Genomic DNA, 18,930 nt, shown 5'->3' with positions numbered 1-18,930 from the left:
GTCAAGCGTCCGCAACTGTCATCATCACTTTCTTTCGGAGATCATCATGAACGAGACCCAGACACCTCGCTCCGTCATTCTCAAGTACTACGACCTGGTCTGGGACAAGCGTCAGCCGGAGGCCATCGATAGCCTGTTCGCGCCGGGGTATCTCAACCACGCGGGGGCGCGGGGCGTGCTCGCTGGCCCGGCGGGCATCCGCAAGAATTACGATTCGCTCGTCGGAGCGTTTCCGGACGTGCGGTTCACACTAGATGACATCCTTGTCGACGGCGATAAGGTGGTCGTTCGCTATACAATGCTTGCTACCCACCAAGGCGAGTTTCAGGGCCGCGCCCCGACCGGTCGTGCCGTGACCGTGCCGGGCATCGGGATCTACCGGGTTGCCGATGGGCAGATCCAGGAAAGTTGGGTGTTGCGCGACAGTCTGGTGCTGCAGCGTCAACTCGAGAACGCAGCCTGAGGAGCATCACATGACGGATTGGCGGCATTACCTCGATGAGCACCAGGCAGCTTTTGTCGAGGAGCTTAAGCACTTCCTGCGTATTCCAAGCATTTCCGCCGATCCGGCCCACTTGCCGGATGTCGATCACGCCGCAGAGTGGCTCGCCTCCCGCCTCCGGGCGGCTGGCCTTGACCATGTGGATGTGCTGCGCGCTGGACAGTATCCGATGGTCTACGGGGACTGGCTTGGGGCGCCTGGCCAGCCCACGGTGCTGATCTACGGTCACTTCGATGTGCAGCCGGTGGATCCCATCGAAGCTTGGACTGATCCGCCCTTTTCGCCAACCATTCGTGACGGGCGGATCTATGCGCGCGGTGCTTCTGACGACAAGGGCAATATGTTGGCGCCAATCCTGGCGCTCCAGGCCTTGTTGAAAACCGGCCGGTGTTTACCGGTGAACGTTAAGGTGTTGTTCGAGGGGCAGGAGGAAATTCTAAGCCCCGATTTACCTGAATTCGTGGCGTTCCACCGAAGTCGTCTTGCCTGCGACATGGCGATTAGTGCCGATGGGTGGCAGTGGAGCGCGACTGAGGCGGATCTTCGCGTGGGTTTGCGTGGCATCTGCGCACTCGAGGTTGTGGCAACGGGCCCGGCGACGGACCTCCATGCCGGTCTCTATGGGGGTGCCGTCGCCAATCCGCTTCAGGGCCTCGTCAACTTGCTCGCAAGCACGCGTGATGCGTCGGGTCGTGTGACTATCCCCGGTTTTTATGACGATGTTCGAACAATCAGCGCATCTGAGAAGGAGCAGCTAGCGGCAATCCCCTTTGATGAAGTCGGTTATCGTCGCGCGATCGGCGTGGAGGCTCTGGCAGGCGAGCCCGGCTTCACCGCGCGCGAGCGTATCGGCGCGCGGCCGACCTTCGAAATTAACGGGATCTCCGGTGGTTACACGGGGCCGGGCATCAAGACGATCATTCCTGCCTCCGCGCGTGCCGTCATTACCTGTCGCCTGGTGCCGGACCAGGAGCCGGAAACTGTCGCTATGGCTGTCAAGCGGCATCTCGAACGCCAGCAGCCTGACGGACTTGATATTACTGTCACAATTTTGCCCAACGCGGCGCGGCCCTACCTCATCCCAATGGATCATCCCGCCAACAGGGCGGCGCGTGATGTCCTTCTCGAGCTCTACGGTCGCGAACCATATTACACGCGCTCCGGCGGCTCGATCCCGATCCTCGATCTTTTTCGGAGGGAACTCGGCGCCTACACCGTGATCTTTGGATTTGGCCTGCCGGACGAAAATTTTCACGCTCCAAACGAGTTCTTGCGGCTCGATAACTTTCGGCGCGGGCAGGAGGCCTACGTCCGCATTCTCGATCGCATTGCACAATCTTCCAGCGCCGGCACGGAACAGGGACCTTGAAAAAGCGACGCAATACCAGACTGATGACTTTCAACATCGCGCGGAGCGCCCGTTCCTTGGGCGCTCCATCGACCGGCTTCGCACAAAATCCATTCAATTCCGATTTGACTTAAGCCAAAAGTGCTGCATTCTGCATGCAGTAAACCGGCGAGCCATATAACAGCGCCTCGGCAATGCGCGCTCGCCCGGCCGCTATCGAAAAGGATGTGTCATGGCTTTCACCCTTACCGCAGAGCAAAAGCGCTGGGTCGACGTCGCCAGTTCTCTCGCGCCGGATATCGCGAAGGCTTCGCGTCGTGACGATGAAGCGGCCGCCTTTCCTGCCGAGACATTCGCGTTGCTGCGCAAGGCAGGGCTTCTGAACCTGGCCGTGCCCAAGCAGTATGGCGGCGAGGGGCCAGCCACCGGCAACGCTCATCTGACAGCCTATCTCGTGACCGAACAGGTCTCGCGCGCCTGTGCTGCGACGGGATGGGACCTCATCATTCACTATCATCAGTGCGGCGCCGTTGCGCGCCTCGGTAGCGAAGAGCAGAAGCGCCGTATCCTCGGCGATGTCGTCAACAAGGGCGCCATCATGGGTTCGCTCGGCAGCGAGGTGAACCATCAGGAGCAGACCGCTGCCAAGGACGCATCGCGCAAGCTGATCTTCCAGGCCGAGATGGCGCCTGTAAAGGGTGGCTTCCTCGCCAATGCCTCGAAGCACTTCTGCTCCAATGCGCCCGTAGCCGATTACTTGCTCTATTGGAGCATCGCGCCAGGCGCCAATGCGGCGACGGACGGGCTAACGCTTTCTATCGTCACCAAAGACAGCCCCGGCCTCACGTTTTCCCGCCACGGCTGGGATGACATCATCGGATTGCGCAGCTCTGTGAGCTGGAGCGCCAAACTGGACAACGTCTTCATCCCTTGGGACAATGTTCTCGGCGAGCCGGGGGATTTCGTTCAGAAGGACCCGTATACGCTAGAATTGTCACAAGCCTTTCATCTGCTCGGCGCGGCACAGGGTGCGCTCGACTATGTGCTCGAGGTGCTGAGGGCAAGGCCCTTCCTGCAGAACGAGGAAGGGCTGATGATGACCCTCGGCGAGCTCTCAGGGGAAGTCCAGGCTTCCCGGGGCTCCTGCCTGATCGCCAATTCGCTCTGGGAGCAGGAGCGCTTCGGGGAAGCAGCGCTCGCCTCGTTGCGCGCCCATCACACTGCCCGCGAGACGGCCATCCACGTGATCACCAAGGTCTTCGACATGGTCGGGACACGTGCGCTCTTCAAGACGGCACCGCTGGAGCGTTTGTGGCGCGATGTCCGCACAGCATCGCTGCATACACGCGCATCGCAGTTGCTCCGACTTGTCGCTGACGCAGACGTAGCTGGGCAGTATGCACCCAAGCAGAAGTATGGTGCCCTTGTCGACAAGCCCAAGACCTGGGCTGATCTTGGCTTTGCCCGGGAGCCATCGTCCGCGGTGGCTTGATCCGGCGGCAAGCTCCGGTTCATTCGTCCGAACATCCCCAATGGCGAGAGTGCAATGCCCCAGGGTGCCAGTCTTTCCCTACGCGATCTTGCGAAGTTCTACGATGGCAGTGGGGCGGTCCTCGGCGTGTCGCTTGATTTGGAGCCGGGCAAGTTCCTTACCTTGCTCGGACCGAGTGGCTCGGGAAAAACGACGACCTTGATGATGATCGCCGGTTTCGTCGATCCGACTGCCGGTGAGATCCTTGTCAATGGTCGTTCAGTAACGCGGGTGGCGGCGCACAAGCGCGATATGGGCATGGTGTTTCAGAGCTATGCCCTTTTTCCTCACATGACCGTGGCGGAGAATGTCGGATTTCCGCTCAAGATGCGAGGCGTCGCGCGCTCGGAAGCCAACGACCGGATCGCAACCTTCGTGAAGCTCGTTGGTCTGGAGGCGCTGGCCAAGCGCTATCCGCAGCAGTTGTCCGGTGGCCAGCAGCAGCGCGTGGCGCTGGCGCGCGCCATGGTGTTCAGCCCCTCGCTGGTGCTGATGGATGAACCCCTTGGTGCGCTCGACCGGCGATTGCGTCTGCAGATGCAGGAGGAGATCAAGAGCATCCAGCGCGAGCTCGGCCTCACTGTCATCTATGTCACCCATGATCAGGAAGAAGCTCTCACGATGTCCGATGTCGTCGCGGTCATGGATGGCGGGCGAATTTCGAGTTACGGAAGCCCGCGCGAGATATACGAGCGGCCGCAGAATCGCTTCGTTGCCAACTTTATCGGCGAGTCCAATTTCATTCCCTGCCGTCTTGGTGACAATGGCGAGGAGCGTCGATGCGAGCTCGTATCCGGGCACTCCGTTGCGGTCGCGCCCACGAATGCGCCGGCCGGATCTTCGGCCGTGATCTTCCTGCGGCCGGAACGCCTGCGACTTTGCAAGCAAGATGATCCGCTTCCAAACAAGATTCCCGGCCGCATAACCGGCGAAATTTATCTTGGCGACTCCTCCTTATACCGCGTGCGCATAGCAGAAGGGATCGAGGTCAAGGTCAAGCGCCCAAACCGTGGTGTCGGTATGCATATCAGTGAAGGTGATGAACTGATGATCGGATGGCAAATCAACGATAGCGTCGTTCTTCAGAGCTGACGAAGGCGGCGGAAACGACAATAAGTCGCGCCGCTCACTCCACAACATAATCCAGAGGAGTTTCACGCATGTTGCAGGCACGTCAAATCTCCGTCCGGCTCAGGCTTGGCTTGACCGCCGTTTCGCTCTCGGCGGCCCTGGTCACTGGAGGTGTCGCAAACGCGCAGAACAAGAACGCCGGCGAGCTCGTTGTCTTATCTCTCGGTGGCAGCTATCAAGATGCGCAAAGCAAAGAATGGTTCAAACCTTTCGCAGAACAGAGCGGCGTGAAGGTTTCCGAGGCCTCCGGCTATAATTTCGCAAAGCTGAAGGTTATGATCGAGTCCGGCAACGTTGAAGCGGATGTCGTCGATATATCGGCAGATACGATGACCTCTCTGGCGGACGCCGGTCTTCTCGAGAAGATCGACTGGTCAAAGATTCCTGCGGAGTGCCAGGCCGGCATCCCGGCGGATATGAAGAAGGACTATGCATTTCCCATCATCCAGTGGGCGATGGTCATGGCCTATAACACCAGCAAGATTCCGCCGGACAAGGCACCGAAAACATGGGCGGATTTCTGGAACGTAACGGCGTTTCCGGGGAAAAGAGCTTCGATCGGCGCGACACGTCCGCCTGTCGAGCAAGCCACGCTCGCCATCAACGGCGACCTTGCTAAGCTCTATCCGTTTGATCTGAACGCTGCCTTTGACAAGATCAAGACGCTTGGTAGCGCGATGATCTTTGCGGATGGCTATGCCCAGGTCGCCCAATATCTGGCTGACGGCGAAGCTGATATGGCTATCATCCCAAATGGCCGTATCGGACCATTGGTTGCTGCAGGGCGGCCTGTTGCGATCAATTGGAACCAGCATCTCACGTTCCCGAACTTCTTCGCTATCCCGAAGGGCGCGCCGCACAAGGACAATGCGATGAAGTTTCTGGGTTATGTGTGCCAGCCAGAGGTGCTCGCGAGGATCGCGGCTCCCACCAACTATGGGCCGATCAACGTGGATGCATACAAGTTCATTCCGGCCGATGTGGCGAAACTTCTGCCCGGCAATCCCGAAACCGTTGATCTCGGGCGTCCGATCGATACCGTGTTCCTGAGCAAGGTTCGTCCCGATATCGCCAAGGGTTGGGCGAGAATGGCGGTGCGCTAGGGCGCCGCCTGACATTTGCGGCAATCCGTAGCTGGATTGCGTTGACGAGGCGACAGCGTGCGCAAAATCTCGCGCTGAAGATGCTCAAGTTGGCGCAGGTTTGGATCATTCGATTCAAGTAATCACATTAGCGGCAGTGTTCGCGATCGCATCGCGTGATGCCAGCAGCAGGGGCCAGGGCTCGCCGCCTTGGCGTGCCGGATCTCCATGAGGTTGGACGACCGATGACGGATACCACGCTCCCACTTCCTGCGGCGGCAGGCCGAGGCCCTGGGCGCTTCGCAGCGCGTTTTCCCTGGCTCATGGCGCCTGCGGCCCTCTTTTATCTTGTCTTCTTCGGTTGGCCCCTTCTCCAGATGCTCTGGAGCAGCCTCTGGAGCGATGGCTTCACCCTTGCCGGGTACACGGAGTTCTTCAGCGACCCCGTGTACTGGTGGGTGCTTGCCTACACGATGATCATTGGTGTGGTTACGCTCGTCTTGACCTTGGGCATCGGATACCCCGTTGCTTATTGGCTTGTGGGGTTGAACAAGACCTGGACGGTCGTGCTGATGGCATTTGTCCTCATTCCGTTCTGGAGCAGCGGACTGGTGCGCACCTATGCCTGGCTCGTCATCCTCGGCCGGCAGGGGCTTGTGAATACGACGTTGATGCGTTTCGAGATGATCGACGAGCCACTACCTTTCCTCGGCACGCATACAGCGGTCATTGTCGGTCTGACATACTATCTTCTGCCCTACATGATACTTTGTCTTTTCAGTGTGATGAATAATATCGACCGCAATTTGATGCTTGCTGCTCGCAACCTTGGAGCTTCGCCCCTGCGTGCTTTCTTCGCAATATTCGTTCCGCTCACAAAGCCGGGCGTTTTTGCGGGCAGCTTTCTTGTGTTCATGTTGGCGGTCGGGATGTATATCACGCCGGCCCTGCTCGGCGGGCCGGACCAGACCACTCTGCCGTTGGTCATCGCCCTGCAGATCAACGAGGCATTGGATTGGACTTTGGCTGCGGCCTTGTCGATGATCCTCCTGATCGTCTCCGTCACCATTCAAGTGTTCGCTAACCGTTATGTCGACTTCGACAAGATGTGGGGAGGTGCACGATGAGCATGCAACGCACGGCTGCGGCGTCGTCCCGCACGTCCCCCGTTAGCATATTGTTGGCCGCCTTTTCGATCACCGTTCTCGCGGTTTTGTTCGCGCCGATCGTCGTCATCATTGTGGTATCGTTCTCGCCCAGCGACATTATGGAGTTCCCACCTCAGGGCTTCTCGCTGCGTTGGTATTCCGCCTATTTCTCCAACCCGATGTGGATGACGGCGACGCGGATAAGCTTCCTGGTCGCAACCTTGACCGCCATCCTGTCACTTGTTTTGGGCTTCATGGTCTCTGTCGCGCTCGTTCGTTCAAGCTTTCCCGGCAAGAACGCGGTGCGCATCTTTCTCATGAGCCCCTTGATCATTCCGAAGATCATCATCGCAGTCGGCCTCTATTTTCTTTATGTCCGCATGCGGATCCTCGGAACGACGTTTGGACTGGTCGCCGCGCATACGCTGATTGCCATGCCCTATGTTGTGATGATCATCTCAGCCGCGCTGTATGGCTTTGATAGACGGCTTGAATGGGCGGCACGCGGCCTTGGTGCCTCGCCTCTCGGGGCCCTGCGCCATGTTACCTTTCCCATGCTGCGCCCAGCCATCATAAGCGCGGCGTTGTTTGCCTTCATCGCTTCGTTTGATGACATCATCCTCAGCCTGTTTCTGACCAAATTGACCGCGCCGACGCTGCCGCGCCAGATCTGGGTGAATGTCCAGCAGATCATTGACCCGACGATCGCGGCTGTTTCCACACTGATGACCGTCATTTCGGTTTTTGGATTGTGGCTTGTCGCCTTCATCCAGAAGATCTCTTCACGGGCCTGATCGAGGGCCTACGCGCGTCGCCTCAATTTGGGGCTGGCCCGAGACCGGCGGGGAAGCTATGGCTTTCTATGACGATGGTGTCGAAGGATTGGGGTTCGGCTCTCTATGAACGGTGAGATCGAGCTTTTGCAGGCTGTGCAACGCGAGCCGGTGGTCAAACATGTCCATCGTGAGCTCCGGCGTGCTATTTTGCAGGGGCGATTTGCGGTCGAGTCGCGGCTCGTCGAGACGGCTATTGCGAAGCTCCTCAACGTCAGCCGCACACCGGTTCGCGAGGCAATCTCCAAACTTGAACTCGAAGGGCTCGTCCGACGGCTCCCAGGTGGCGGGGTGGTGGTCGAGGACACCAGCTCGAAACTGTCGGAAGTTATCGTGCTGCGGCAAAGCCTGGAGGGAGCCGCAGCGCGTTTGATCTGCATGCGCGCGAGCGATGGGGAATTGGCCGCTTTGCGCGCGGAATGCGACGCCGTTCTGAAGGCTCTGCCGACGATGGCTGTGCAGCAACGAGCCAGCCTGGATCGAAAATTCCACCTCAATCTCGGGGAGTTGTCCGGGAGCACGCGCCTCGCCAACCTGATCGAAGAATTCTACGAGTATTCGGACAGCGAGCTCGCCCCAGCCGGCAATGCGTCCGACGTGGTTCAACTGCAGAAGCAGCACATCGCAATCGTCGATGCACTCGTAGCGCGCGATGCGGCCCGCGCCGAGACCGCGATCCGGGATCACCTCGAGACCGTGCTGCACATGGTCCGCGCACGCGTCCACGCCTAGAAGCCGACGCGATCGGGGACGTTGCCGGGGTTCCTCTCTCCCATCCCCTTCGTTGTTCTGCCCTTGTTGGTGTAGCGCTTCGCTTGTTCGCGCTGCTGTGCGCTCGCGCTTAGGGCGCGGGCTTCCGCACTGGGCTCGGGCAAAAATACAAGGGCTGTCTTCCCGCAGAGCATCTTGACGGTCGATCTCATTGTCATTATCGATATCTATAATGATGAGTAACCCAGCCGTTAAACTCGTTCGTCCAGCTGATCACGTTTACGGAATCGTCAAGCGGCGCATCATGCTGAACGAGCTCAAACCGATGGCCGTGCTGACGGAGCTTGGCCTCGCGCATGAAATTGGCTGCAGTCAGGGCACGATAAGGGAGGCTTTGCTCAGGCTGCAGGAGGATGGCCTCGTCATACGCACGGGACGACGCGGCACGGTTGTCACGCGCCTGGAGGACGAAGAGGCGGAGGAGATGCTCGCGCTTCGGCGACGTCTGGAAATGCGTGGTGCGGAGCGCGCGGCCCGCAATGTTGACGCCCGTTCGCTTGATGCGATCATGGCCATTCGCGAGACAATGAACGAAGCTGCGGGTGCGGGCGACGAGTTTCAGCTCATCGAGGCCGATAAGGATTTTCACCTCGCGATCTTCCGCCTATCGCAACTCGAAGCCCTGGAGCAGATCCTGGCCCGTTGTATCATGCATACGCATCGCTCGAAGCTGTGGGCGCCGCGGCATCGCAGGCCCCTCGAGGATACGGCGCGGCGCCATGACATCCTGATCGACCGTCTCGTGGCTCGCGATGGCAGAGGGCTCGCTGACGAACTCGGACTCCATATTGATACGATCGTCCTGGAGGATGATCCGGCGGAGATGAGGGGATAGCTGTCGTGCTCGGCAGGCCCGGGCATGGAAATCGACGGTCGGCAGAATCCAGAGGGCCTCGACACGGTCGGGGATAACTGGACCGTGAAGAAGATGATGGGAGAGAATACCTATGGAACGCAGAGCATTTCTAAAGCTTGCGGGCGCTGCCGCGCTCGGTGCGCCCCTTGCCTCCACATTGGCCGCGCCGGCGGTGGCGCAGGATGCCACCACCGTACGCTGGTGGTATCATTTCGATAATCCGCAGAATTCTCCGGCCGAGCTCGTCGCGAAATTCGAGAAGGAAAACCCCGGCATCAAGATACAGGCCGAGGCGATTCCGTGGGGCGGCGGCAATGACTACCAGACCCGCCTTTTCGCGGCCTTGGTAGCCGGCAACGCGCCTGATTGCGCCATGGTGCGTTTGTCGTGGGCAGCCCGCCTCCAGACGATGAAGGCGCTTGAGCCGCTTGATCCATTCCTCGCCAAATGGGATGCCCGCAAGGATATCGACGAAAATATCTGGAAGATCGTTGGTGGCGGAGCACAGCAGAAATACTATCTCCCGCTGCAGTACGTGGTGATTTATCTTTACTATCGCCAGGATCTTCTGCAGCAGGCCGGCCTGAAAGCGCCTGAGACGTTTGAGGATTTTCGCGCGGTCGCCAAGGCCTTGACGAAGGGCGATGTCGCGGGCTTCGGTATGCGCGGCGGCGCTGGTGGCTTCGACAATTGGGGGCCGTTCGTCCTTGGCGGCGGCGCGAGATTCGAGAAGGGCGGCATGGTGAGTGAGCAGGCGCTTGCTGCCAATCGCTCCTATGTCGATTTCGCAACGAAGGACAAGGTGGTGCCGGCCTCCGCGCCGACGGACAGCTTCCGGCAGATCGTGGACGCCTTCAAGGCCGGGCGCACCGGCATGATGATCCATCATGTCGGCTCGGCAGCGGAAATTGAAGCCGCCCTTGGCGACAAAGTCAGCGCCAAGCGGGTGCCGGTCGGCCCAGATGGCAAGGGCTGGACCTATTTCGGCGACGAGTCCAATGCGGTTTTTGCAGCCAGCAAGGCCAAGGAAGCTGCTTTCCGCTGGATCAGTTTCCTCTCCACGGGAGAAAACAACTCAGCCCTCACAAAGCTCACCGGACAGCTTCCTGTATCCTCGAAGGCCAACGCAGATTGGGTGCCGCAGCGGTTCGTCGACGCGAGCCGCGCGTCGGTCTCAATCGCCGGACCGTTGCCGGACAGCCCGAAGACGCCGGATTTCATTGGCCGAGTATGGCCGACCAATATGCAGCGCGCCCTAACCGGGCAGATATCGCCTGACGACATGATGAAGGCGATCGAACAGCACTTCTACGGCTGATAGCTCCTATGGCGAGTATTGCTTCGTCTTACGCTGGAACCGTTGCGCCGCGGCCGCGGCGCAACTTTACACCGCTCTGGTTTCTCCTCCCCGCCCTGGTGGTGACATCCGCCGTTGTTCTGGTTCCGGTGCTCCAGACATTCTGGCTCAGTCTTCATGAATATCTCTTGTATGCGCCGGACGACGCGCGCTTCATCGGGGTGGGCAACTTCACGGCTATCTTTGCGGATGAAGTTTTCTGGATATCGCTGGGCCATTCTTTCATCTGGATTGTCGGAGTCGTGGGCCTGCAGTTCCTTCTCGGGCTCGGCACAGCACTGCTGCTCAACCAGAGCTTCTGGTGGCGCAGCCTTGCCCGCTCGCTGGTGATCATTCCGTGGGCACTGCCCAGTGTCATCATTGGGCTGATGTGGACGTGGATGTATGATTTCAATGTCGGCGTGATCAACGACATGCTGCTCCGCTTCGGCCTCATCGAGACACCGATCGCCTGGCTCGCCAACCCCGCGACGGCGCTTTATGCGGTCATGTTCGCATTGATCTGGCAAGGATTTCCGTTCTTCGCGGTGACGATTCTCGCCGGCTTGCAAACGGTTCCGCAGGAGCTCTACGAGGCGGCCGAAATCGACGGGGCGACACCGCGGCAGCAGCTGTTCTCGATTACTCTCCCGTCCATTGCCGACGTGATCGCGACGGCGCTATTGCTGCGCACCATCTGGGTCGCCAATTCCCTCGACGTCATTCTGGTGATGACGGGAGGCGGGCCGGGATACGACACCCACACCTTGCCCCTCTACGCCTTCATCCGGGCTTACACGGGCATGGAGTTCGGCTATGGCGCAGCGCTCGCGCTGATCCTGACGTTCCTGCTCATGGCGGTTGTCTGGGCCTACGTCCGGCGCGCGTCCCGGGATCTTTCGCGATGATTGAACGCCGCTCCTACAAACGCCGGCTGATCGAGGTCGAAATCCCAATCCTGCTGATCGTCTTGTTCGCGATCGCTCCTTACGTCTGGATGATTCTCACCTCGATCAAGCCGCAGGCGGAATTGGCGGTCTTCCCTGTCCAGTATTTGCCGAAAAGCGCGACACTGGATCACTACCGGGATCTGATCGCCAGGACGTCTTTCGCCGGCAGTCTCATCAACAGTCTCATTATTGCCACCGGGGCTGTCGTGCTTGGGCTCGGCGTTGCCGTTCCCGCGGCTTACGCTTTCTCGCGCTTCCGCTTTAAGGCAAGGACCGGCTTGATGACAGGATTTCTGGTCATCAACATGTTTCCGATCGTGCTGCTCATCATTCCACTTTTTCTGATGATGCGGAACTTGGGACTGATCGATACTTACCTCGGTGTCGTCATCGGGCATTCCACCTTCGCTATCCCCTTTGCGATCTGGATGCTGACGAGCTATTTCAATGCCATCCCGAAAGACCTCGATGAGGCGGCAATGATCGACGGCGCCAGCCGCATGGAGACGATCCGTCTCGTGGTGCTTCCGCTCATTCTGCCGGGGCTGATAACGGCGGGCATCTATATCTTCATCACCTCCTGGAATGAATACTTATTCGCGATGATGCTGTCGGGCCAGGCCGTGCGCACGGTGACGGTCGCGCTGCAGCTCTTCATCGGCGAATTTACTGTCCAGTGGGGACTTCTGACTGCGGGCGGCACGTTGATCGCCTTGCCGGTGACACTTCTCTTCCTTGTGGTGCAAAAGCGGCTCGTGGGCGGGCTCACGGCCGGTGCGGTGAAATCATGATTGAGACCAGGAACGCCATCGGCGTTATTTCGATGTTCTACGCGCGTCCCTTCACGCGCGATCATTTCGAGTGCTTCCACCGCATGAAGAAGGCGGGCGCGGATGTGGTGGAACTGCTTGTGCCGGAGCCGGGCGAGCTCGATCTTGGCGAGACAAGGGCCGCCATCGCTGATGCTGGCCTCTCCTGCGTGCTCGCCGCGCGCGTCAATCTGGCGCGTGATCTTTCCAGCGCAGACGACGCAGGCTACAAGGGCGGCGTCGCTTATCTCGAAAGCACCGTCGATACTGCCGCCGCGCTTGGGGCGACCATAGTCGGCGGTCCGCTCTATGGCGCGCCGCTGGTTTTCGCCGGCCGCGCTCCGGCGCCGATCGATGAGAGCGAGCGCAAGCGCCGCATCGACGCGGTGGTCGCCGGGCTGAAGCGGGCGGGAAAGCGCGCGGCTGACCATGGCGTCGTTTTTGGAGTGGAACCACTCAACCGTTTTGAGAGCGATGTCTGCAACACCGCCCGCCACGCGCTGGAGATCGTCGAGCGTGTGGACAATCCCGCTGTTGGGGTCATGTTGGATACCTTCCACATGAATATGGAAGAATTCGATATCGCCGATGCCATCCGCAAAACGGGATCGCGGATCGTCCATTTTCAGGCGAATGAGAATAATCGCGGGTTTGTGGGATCCGGCCACATTGACTGGACAAGCGTCGCGCGCGCTATTCGCGATGTGAAATATACCGGTCCGATTGTGCTGGAGCCATTCCGCCGCTCTGACGAGGGCGCTGGCGTCACTCTCGCACAGTGGCGCGCCCCCACGGTGAACGAGGATGACGAGCTTGCGGCCAGCATAGCCTATCTCAACGCCGCGCTCGCCTTTGCCCGCCAGACGGCCTGACCTGTTCCTTCAACCTGTCGCGTGAGACCTGACATGACCTCCCCCCTCCGCATCGGCTGGATTGGCTGTGGCACGCACGCCAACGAGATGCTGTTGCCGCAGCTCACCCGCCATGATGTCGTTATCGAGGCGCTGTGCGACACCTCCGTCGAGCGGCTGGCCGCGACAGGACGGCGCTATGGCGTCTCACCGCAAAACCAGCTCACGGACTGGCGGGCCTTGCTGGCGCGAGACGACATCGACGCCCTGGGCCTCGCGGTCGGCCCCCAGCTCCACTACGAGATCGGCTTGGCTGCCGTCGCCCGCGGCCTGCCGGTCTTCATCGAAAAGCCGCCAGCGCCAACCGCGCGACAGGCGCAGGAACTCGCAGATGCGGCATCCGCCCGCGGCGTGCCGGTGGTGCTCGGCTTCATGAAGCGTTATTCGACCGCAAACCGCATTGCAGCCAATGTCATTCACTCTGCAGAGTTTGGCGTCACCGCGAGCTTTCTCGGCCAGTACATGACAGCGCCGACCTATTTCGCGAAAGATGTCGATTATACCGGGTTTTATCTCCATCACTGCGTGCACTACTTCGATCTGGTGCCTCACCTCATGGGAGACGTCGCGGATATCAGCGCGCGGCGCCACGAAATCGAGCCGGGCAAGTTGCTGCTGCACGTCGACTTCCTGTTCACCAACGGAGGAATCGGAACCTTGGTGATGGGCACTCACCAGTCACGCGGGACACCTATGGAATGGTGGCAGGTGATGGGTGATCACCGCCGTGTCGAGGTACGCAACGTCCATGAGGTGCGCTACTTCCGCCATCCGCCTTTCAAGGTATCGAAGCTCGACGCGAGCCTTGTCGATGGCGAGGATACCCTGGTTTGGGAGCCGAATCTCACCGCTGCGGCCAACGAGGACCATAAGGGCTATCACGCAATTCTCGGCGAATTCGTGCGCGCCGCACGCGGCGAGCCGGTGTCGTTCCCCAACGCCGCTGACGGCGCTCGGGCCATGGCACTGCTGGAGAAAGCGATCGGTTAGCGCGAAATCTCGGAGCATCGCCGCCTCATGTGCGGAAATGCTCCTGCCCGCCCATTCAGGAGCGCGAGGTCAGAAGTCCGGAGCTGCGCCCGGCTGGTTAGTTTCCCCCACGGCAACCCACTCCACCGGTGAACTGTCAACGGCGGGGAAATCTACCGCAACTGGGGTCAAGTCCCACAAGGCCAGCCTCATGAGGAGGGGAAGCTTCTCCGCTGACACATCCGTGGGCATCTCGCGCAAGTCGAGAATCGCGAGCTCCTTCCCGTCCTCAAACATAATCAACTCAACATTGTCGATGTGCTTGTGTTCCTCGGAGCCATCGTCCAGCTGGCGCTTGATATCCCATGAGGCGGATGCAAGGCCTGGTGTAATCGTGAAGTCTTTCAGCTGACCCGTGAGTTTGATGGTGTCTTCGCCGGTACCGCCATAGTATATGTCGTTTCCGCCTTTTGCCTTAAAACAAAAGCCGTCGCCTCGACTGCGCACGATATCAGGCCCATCGCTTCCTACGACGTGCGAGCCCAAAGCTGAGCGAGTCTCAACTTCGTATGGGATCTCGTAGCCGTGAAATCGCGAAAGAGCCTCCTTGACATCGCTTGTTTCAGGATAGAGACCGCGGCTTTTGTCGCCACCCAGATAGGAAAAGACCTTATATGCGTCGGTGACTGATGCGGCGGCAACCATTCCTGAGAGCGAAATTTCCTGACCGTCAATAATCTGGCCATCATATTGCAGCACATGCCGGAGCAGGTAGACGTTCTTTTCCAAAGAATCTTCGAACGCGCGATGCTGCGCCCAGGGTGAGGCGAGGAATTCCTCCCGGCATTTGATGCCATACTTCCCCGTCCAGCTGCTGTATTCGTTATCAAAGGGGGCTTCGTCTTCTTCGATCATGCCGATCTGCCGCAGCGACAGCTCATCCAGATGAAATTGGCCCAGGCGGGAGCCGGCACCGTTCATATCGTAGCGCTTTTGGGAAAGAAATTCTCCCAAATCTTCTATAAAGTCTCCATATGCCTTGTTCGCCATCCTTCTTACTCCAAGAAGATTACCATCATGTTCGCGCATGGTGGTCTAGACATATGGAGCATAAGCGCAATTCACTTGGTGCAATGAAGGGCGCAACTTCTGCAGTCCCATTGCCGGAGGGCAGATAGAACCCTTCTGTTCCGTAACGCACCGCATTCACAGCGCGATGAGCGATGTCTGGGCCGATCGGCGGTTGCAGCGACAGGAAGGCTCCGCCAACACGTTGGGCTGACGGAGATTCAAGATTACAGGTGTGCGGTCTTACAACCGTCCTGGATCGCTGTGGAAACAGCGAAGACGTGATATGTCCGTCCCGATTATTTGTACCGTGATGAAGGCTGCGGGGGATCGCTTCCCAGACGCTATATATTGGGGAGAGCGTCCGAGGGATCGTTCGCCGGCAAGCCGACCGGTGTGACGGACACGTCATCGACGGGCCTCGCATCTTGCGGGGCTGGACCAGCCATATCGCTTACCGGTCGGTTCGCGGGATAGGGCTCAAAGACAACGACGGGTTCGTTGCTGGGCGCCACGGATGGCAGATGGCGCAAATCCACAATCTCACCGTCCGCGAATCTGATCAGTTCCACGTTGTGGATAACCTTGTATTCCTCGCATCCCTCGTCGAGTTCTCGCCTGATCTGCCACATGGAGGAAGTCGGCCCGGGAGTGATCGTGAACTCGGATCGATTACCGGGGAGTTCGATGGTGTCTTCGCCCGCTTCGCCATCGAAAGTGTCGTCGCCGCCTTTCGCGATAAAGTGGTCCTTGCCTGCATATCCACGGACGAAGTCCGAGCTTTCGCTTCCGACAAAGGTGTAGTCGCGTGACCGGTCGACCTTATAGGGTACATCGTAGCCATGGAAGCAGCTGAGACTGTCGCGGAGCGAAGCACCATGAGCATCCTGGGGGTTATACTCGCCGCCAGACACCAGAAAGCGCCTGACCCCGCCGGCCCCGGCGAGATGTGCGGCCGCGAGGAGTCCGGAGATGGAGATCGCCTCGCCGTTTATGGTTTGTCCGTCATAATGGATAAAGCCCCGAAGAAAATGGACCTGCTTGTCAAGGAAATCATGGATCGCTCTGTCCTGCGCGTCCGGTGACGCGAGGAAATCTTCCTTGCTGTGTACTCCATACTTGCCAGTCCAACCGCCGCTGAAATCGTTGTTGAAGGGTTTTCCGTCGTTATGAACCATGCCGATATCCGTGAGCGAAGCCTCGCTCATCTGGAATCGTCCCAAATGATTGGTTCTGTTGACCACATCGTAGCGATTAGAGGAGTGATATTGACCCAAATCGTAGATAAATTCGTCGAAAGTGTTACCTGACATCGCGTACACCCGTATTAAATAGCCAACGGGTAAATATATGCGTTATACGCGACGAATGGGCGTCTCACGTGATGCCATAAACGACGCTTATACGGCATGATTGGCGCGATATCTAACAACATCAAGCGAGATCAATGGCTAGGTGCGCAGGTGCCTGCACAACGGAAAGTTCCGGCGAAAGCTGCGCGCGCCATCAATCGTGGGATCGCTCCTCAAGCATCGACCGTGCCGCTTCGCTCGTCTTCTTTCCTGACGCCGATCGTGCCAACTTCGGTGTCGTCCAGCGCACCGACTTCAGCTTTGTCGATTCTTAATGGCACAAGCGGCACTTCAATCGGGACCGGCCTCGTCGCGATGTGTACAGTCGCTTGGGTGGTCGGTTCTTCGATGGTCGCATCGAACCGTGTAATCCGCAGATCGACAATCTCGCCATCTGCGAATTCAACCAGCTCGACATTCCGAATTTCCTTATGTTCAACGCGGCCATTGTTCAGTTCGCGCTTTATCTGCACGGTGGTTGCACCAAGTTCGTTCGCCAGCTTGAATTCTGACCGGTTGCCGGGCAGGACGATGGTGTCAATGTCCTCCCCGCCGTCGAACGTGTCATCGCCGCCCTTTGCCACGAAGTAGTCGTTACCTGCATATCCCCGGATGGCGTCTGGACCGTCACTGCCCATGAACGTGTAGCTTTCGTTCTGATCAACTTTGTATGGCAGATCGTAACCGTTAAACCGGGAAATGCTTTCGCTGATCCGCGGTGTATCAGGCCATTTTGGATTGTATTCTCCGCCTAGTTCCATGAAGCGCCTGACCTCGCGACTCTCGATACTGGACACCGCCCCGAGGAGGCCGGAAAGAGAGATCTCGTAGCCATTGATGATCTGGCCATCATAGTGGGCGAGATCCCGGAGATTATTGAGTTGCCTGCCAAGGAAGTCGTGAATCACCATGTCCTGCGTCGGGGGTGAATTTAGGAAGGCCTCCTTGCTGTTGATTCCGTGCTTGCCTGTCCACCCACCGCTGTAATCGTTGTTGAATGGCTCGCCATCATTGCCCACCATGCCAATCTCCATAAGGAACGCCTCGGTGAGTGCGAACCGTCCAAGTTGGTTGCTGGAATTGACGGCATCATAACGATTCATCGAATGAAAGAGGCCGAGCTCGTTAATGAAATCCGCAAGGGTGCCACGTGCCATGTTCCGCCTCCGGAATGCAGCTAATGATGAGGAAAATTGTTGGCTAAGCTCACGTTGGACCGGTCAGGTCTTTGGGCCAACGCTCACGATTTTGAACAACTAAGCCTTAGCGGCCTAGGCGCTTGACCTTGCAGTCAAATGCTGGGGGCGACGCTTTGAAAACCAGGCGTCTCCGCATCCGCCAGGACAAGGGCGGTAGGCGCCGGAACACCGCTGCTAGCGATTGGAATTGCGGGTACATCGACTGCGTCCTGTGCGCCGGTCGACAGGTGCACGTCGATCAAAGGGGTGGGCTCCTGCTCCAGCGCTGCTTGCAGGATGTGGCGCAGATCAATCACTTCGCCGTCTGCGAACTCGATCATCTCTACGTTCTGGATCTCCTTATGTTCGTCGGCCCCATTGGAGAGCGAGCGCTTGATGTGCCAAGTGGGGGAAGCAGGCCCAGTAGCCTGAAAGGGCTCGCTGGTGATGGTGTATTCGGAACGGTTACGCGGGAGAACAAGAGTGTCCTCGTCCTCTCCGCCATGAAATTCATCGTCGCCATCTCGCGCGACAAATCGGTCCTTGCCCCCATGAGCGCGGATGACGTCAGCTTGGTCGCTGCCCACGAAAGTGTGGCCGCGCTCCTGGTCGACATATGGCACCTCGTAACCGCCGAACCGGACAAATCCTTCTCTGAGCCATGCCGAGCTGGCATCGTTGGACGGGCCATGGAGGTTCGACAGGCTACTCAGTATATGGCTTGCGTCAGTGAGAAATGATGCGCCGATAATGCCAGAAAATGAAATCTCTTGGCCACTGATCGTCTGGCCGTCGGAGTGCTTGAAGACATGAAAAAAATCTGCGCGCTTTTCCAAAACCTCGAGGATGGCCTTGTCCTGGGCTTCAGGCGAGCGGAGGAATTGATCTCGGCTCTTGATACCGTATTTGCCGACCCAGCCGCCGCTGTAGTCATTGTTTCCACTGTCGCCGTCGCGCCGGACTACATCGATCCCGGTGAGATCCGCCTCGTCAAGCGCGTATCGTCCCAAGCGGGTATTCACGTCAACCGCGTTGTAGTGATTGGCTGAGAGAAATGATCCGAGTTCGTTGATGAAATCTTTGAAATTTCCGCGCGTCACGTGAGTTATTCCTCCGGGCCATGTAGTATTCATGGGCCGCTGCCGGGAAATAGCT

The 18,930-nt window shown here is 58.7% G+C and carries 18 protein-coding genes; 14 read left to right on the top strand and 4 right to left on the bottom strand.

From position 1 onward, the window contains the following. Window positions 1-46: 46 nt before the first annotated feature. From KIO76_RS28325 to KIO76_RS28260, 14 genes are all read left to right on the top strand, one after another. Window positions 47-463 (top strand): ester cyclase, encoded by a 417-nt coding sequence (locus tag KIO76_RS28325; RefSeq protein WP_213326897.1) that lies wholly within the window; start codon window positions 47-49, stop codon window positions 461-463. Window positions 464-473: 10 nt separating this feature from the next. After that, window positions 474-1,871, top strand: coding sequence for a dipeptidase (locus KIO76_RS28320; RefSeq protein WP_213326896.1), 1,398 nt, complete (start codon window positions 474-476; stop codon window positions 1,869-1,871). A gap of 211 nt (window positions 1,872-2,082) precedes the next feature. Next, complete coding sequence (locus KIO76_RS28315; RefSeq protein ID WP_213326895.1) at window positions 2,083-3,342, top strand: acyl-CoA dehydrogenase family protein; 1,260 nt, start codon at window positions 2,083-2,085, stop codon at window positions 3,340-3,342. Window positions 3,343-3,396: 54 nt separating this feature from the next. Then, entirely contained in the window at window positions 3,397-4,473 is a 1,077-nt protein-coding gene (locus tag KIO76_RS28310; RefSeq protein ID WP_213326894.1) for an ABC transporter ATP-binding protein, read from the top strand. Between the two features lie 68 nt (window positions 4,474-4,541). Continuing rightward, window positions 4,542-5,615, top strand: coding sequence for an ABC transporter substrate-binding protein (locus tag KIO76_RS28305; RefSeq protein ID WP_213326893.1), 1,074 nt, complete (start codon window positions 4,542-4,544; stop codon window positions 5,613-5,615). Window positions 5,616-5,839: 224 nt separating this feature from the next. Beyond that, a complete protein-coding gene (locus KIO76_RS28300) occupies window positions 5,840-6,721 on the top strand; it encodes an ABC transporter permease (protein ID WP_213326892.1) in 882 nt (293 codons plus the stop codon). After that, entirely contained in the window at window positions 6,718-7,536 is an 819-nt protein-coding gene (locus KIO76_RS28295) for an ABC transporter permease (protein ID WP_213326891.1), read from the top strand. The genes KIO76_RS28300 and KIO76_RS28295 overlap by 4 nt, the downstream gene beginning before the upstream one ends. Window positions 7,537-7,641: 105 nt before the next feature. After that, window positions 7,642-8,307: a GntR family transcriptional regulator gene (locus KIO76_RS28290; protein WP_213326890.1), complete on the top strand. Its 666-nt coding sequence runs from the start codon at window positions 7,642-7,644 to the stop codon at window positions 8,305-8,307. Window positions 8,308-8,518: 211 nt separating this feature from the next. Then, window positions 8,519-9,181: a GntR family transcriptional regulator gene (locus KIO76_RS28285; protein WP_213326889.1), complete on the top strand. Its 663-nt coding sequence runs from the start codon at window positions 8,519-8,521 to the stop codon at window positions 9,179-9,181. A gap of 112 nt (window positions 9,182-9,293) precedes the next feature. Next, a complete protein-coding gene (locus KIO76_RS28280; protein ID WP_213326888.1) occupies window positions 9,294-10,520 on the top strand; it encodes an ABC transporter substrate-binding protein in 1,227 nt (408 codons plus the stop codon). Between the two features lie 8 nt (window positions 10,521-10,528). Further along, window positions 10,529-11,446, top strand: coding sequence for a carbohydrate ABC transporter permease (locus KIO76_RS28275; protein ID WP_213326887.1), 918 nt, complete (start codon window positions 10,529-10,531; stop codon window positions 11,444-11,446). Further along, window positions 11,443-12,279: a carbohydrate ABC transporter permease gene (locus KIO76_RS28270; protein WP_213326886.1), complete on the top strand. Its 837-nt coding sequence runs from the start codon at window positions 11,443-11,445 to the stop codon at window positions 12,277-12,279. Before KIO76_RS28275 ends, KIO76_RS28270 begins: the two co-directional genes overlap by 4 nt. Further along, the gene (locus KIO76_RS28265; protein WP_213326885.1) at window positions 12,276-13,169 is read left to right on the top strand and encodes a sugar phosphate isomerase/epimerase family protein; all 894 of its coding nucleotides are present in this window, start codon (window positions 12,276-12,278) and stop codon (window positions 13,167-13,169) included. The genes KIO76_RS28270 and KIO76_RS28265 overlap by 4 nt, the downstream gene beginning before the upstream one ends. 33 nt (window positions 13,170-13,202) lie before the next feature. Next, window positions 13,203-14,198 (top strand): Gfo/Idh/MocA family protein, encoded by a 996-nt coding sequence (locus tag KIO76_RS28260; protein ID WP_213326884.1) that lies wholly within the window; start codon window positions 13,203-13,205, stop codon window positions 14,196-14,198. A 69-nt stretch (window positions 14,199-14,267) separates the two neighbouring features. On the opposite strand, the gene KIO76_RS28255 is transcribed toward KIO76_RS28260, so the two are convergent. The 4 genes from KIO76_RS28255 to KIO76_RS28240 all read right to left on the bottom strand — a co-directional run bounded on the left by KIO76_RS28255 (window position 14,268) and on the right by KIO76_RS28240 (window position 18,875). After that, window positions 14,268-15,227, bottom strand: a complete 960-nt coding sequence (locus KIO76_RS28255; RefSeq protein WP_213326883.1) for a hypothetical protein — start codon at window positions 15,225-15,227, stop codon at window positions 14,268-14,270. A 362-nt stretch (window positions 15,228-15,589) separates the two neighbouring features. Continuing rightward, on the bottom strand, window positions 15,590-16,558 hold the full coding sequence (locus tag KIO76_RS28250) for a hypothetical protein (RefSeq protein ID WP_249730214.1): 969 nt from the start codon (window positions 16,556-16,558) through the stop codon (window positions 15,590-15,592). A 212-nt stretch (window positions 16,559-16,770) separates the two neighbouring features. Beyond that, complete coding sequence (locus KIO76_RS28245) at window positions 16,771-17,754, bottom strand: hypothetical protein (RefSeq protein ID WP_213326881.1); 984 nt, start codon at window positions 17,752-17,754, stop codon at window positions 16,771-16,773. Between the two features lie 134 nt (window positions 17,755-17,888). After that, window positions 17,889-18,875: a hypothetical protein gene (locus KIO76_RS28240; protein ID WP_213326880.1), complete on the bottom strand. Its 987-nt coding sequence runs from the start codon at window positions 18,873-18,875 to the stop codon at window positions 17,889-17,891. Between the last annotated feature and the right edge of the window lie 55 nt (window positions 18,876-18,930).

The sequence above is a fragment of the Chelatococcus sp. YT9 genome, from assembly GCF_018398315.1.
GTDB lineage: Bacteria > Pseudomonadota > Alphaproteobacteria > Rhizobiales > Beijerinckiaceae > Chelatococcus.
This window is presented reverse-complemented; position numbering and strand designations above follow the sequence as displayed.